Annotated in this window: 2 protein-coding genes; both read right to left on the reverse strand. The window is 58.6% G+C overall.

The genetic code is table 11. The features are described from left to right. Window positions 1-1,227 (reverse strand): ABC transporter ATP-binding protein (locus DBO31_RS04690; protein WP_150824561.1); only part of this gene is annotated, 1,227 nt, incomplete at its 3' end. Then, on the reverse strand, window positions 1,224-2,006 hold a 783-nt coding region (locus DBO31_RS04695; RefSeq protein WP_150824562.1), incomplete at its 5' end, for a ChaN family lipoprotein. The genes DBO31_RS04690 and DBO31_RS04695, both read right to left, overlap by 4 nt.

Consider the following 2,006-nt stretch of genomic DNA (forward strand, 5'->3'; position numbering starts at 1 on the left):
GACCGCCCGCCGCAGGGAGGCCAGCGTATACGAGCGGATATCGCGGCCATCGAGGAGGATTTCTCCTGCCGTGACGTCATAGAACCGTGGCAGAAGGCTGGCAATGCTGCTCTTCCCTACGCCCGTAGATCCGACGACGGCGACGGTTTCCCCCGGTTCGATGGTGAGGTTGAAATCTCGCAGCACGGCTGGTCCCTTTTCATAGGAAAAGGAGACGTGGCGGAATTCAATGCGCCCGCGGACCGGACCTGCATCTATCGCATGGGGACAGTCGGTGACAGCCGGGGGCGTATCCATGAGCCCCGTATAGCGCCGGAATCCGGCCATGCTGCGCTGATACCGTTCTGTAAGCAGGGTCAGCTGCATAATGGGCCGGATGAACAGGAGCAGGTACATGAGGAAGACGACCAGGTCGGCGACGGTCATAGTGCCCATCATGATGTAATAGCTGCCGGCGGCTATGATGATCAGGTTATTGAGGTTGGTAAAGAATACGACCGTACTCATCAGGTAGGCCTCGAAGAGATAGGTCCGCTGCTGGGCGCAGCGCACATCCGTACTGGTACGGCGGAACCGTTCCAGTTCATACCGTTCGGCGGCAAAGGACTGGATGACCCGGATGGCACTGAAGCTTTCCGCTGCCCTGGCGCTGAGGCGGCCCATCTGCTGCCGGGCCAGGAAAAAGGTCTGCTTCATCCGCCCGTTGAGAAAGACCGTATCCAGCGTTTTGAGTCCCAGCACGAACAACACCAGAAGAGCCAGCTGCCAGTTGATGGAAAACATAAAGAAGGCACTGCCTGCCATGGTGATGACGCAGACCAGGACCAGATTGGGAAGCTGGAAAACGAGGTCGCCGATTTCGGAAATATCGCTGATGATCCGTGAGACCAGCTGGCCGGTCTGTGCCGTATCGAAAAAGGAAAAACTCAGGCCTTCTATGTGTTCAAAGAGCCGGCAGCGCAGGTCGTGCTCGATGTGGACCCCCATGGTCCTTCCACAGTAGCAGACGGCGAAGCTGATGAGGAGGCAGAGGACGTACAACCCCAGAAGCAGCAGTCCGGTCTGCCAGAGGCGCGCCATATCCCGGGCTGGCAGGATGTCATTCAGGATGTGGCGTACAATCATGGGAAACCCCGTTTCCATACCGGCTGCAAGGACCGAGCCGGTCATGACGACGGCAAGGAGCCGGGTGTACGGACGATAACAGGAAAGGAAGCGCCGGATCATCCCCGGCTCCCCGTATCCGCCATGGTTTCGGGAACGAGGATCAGATAATCGCCCTTATCCCGGTACAATGCGGCTGCCTCGCTGTGGCTCAGGCGGGACGGGTCATAGCGGACCGCCGTAATGACCCGGATCGTAAGTCCCGGATTCCGCTGGTGGAGCTGTTCGACTGTCCCCAGCCATCCTTCGCAGTGAGCGGCGCCGGTCACATGGAAGACGAGATGTCCGCCGTGAGCCCGGGCATAGCGGTCGATGCTTTCGGCCATGGTATTGTCCTTCAGGCACTGGGCTGCAAAGAGCCGGGGAATCGTATCCTGCGAAATGGGCATAGCCTGCCCCCGGAGACGCATCATCGTTCCGGTAAATGCCCGTTCATACGCCAGGGAGCCGGGATATACGGTCTGCGGCATATAGGCTCCCCATGTCTCTTCTGCCTCCCGGAGGGAGCCTGTATGGGCATAGACGGCTGCGGCTTTCCTCGGTATATTGGCGGCAATTACGGGAATCTTCTGCGTTCTGGCAAAGGTAACCATTGGCCGGTAGGCATCCCTGTAATTGGGCCAGGGGCGCCCGGCAGCAAGGTATTCGTCTTCGCCTGTCTTCCCGGCCAGATACGAATCCAGTATGGGCTGGGTATCCCGTTCCGCCATTTCCAGCGACAGTGCCAGCTTCCCCTGTTTCTGCTTGTACAGATTCTGCAGCAGGGCAGCTTCTGTTTCATGGATGGAAGCATTATCATGAAATTCTCCCAGAAACAGGACGTCCGTATCCGTTTCTCTGGC

This window comes from Megasphaera sp. DJF_B143, from assembly GCF_900320625.1.
In the GTDB taxonomy this organism is placed as follows: Bacteria; Bacillota; Negativicutes; order Veillonellales; family Megasphaeraceae; genus Megasphaera; species Megasphaera hexanoica.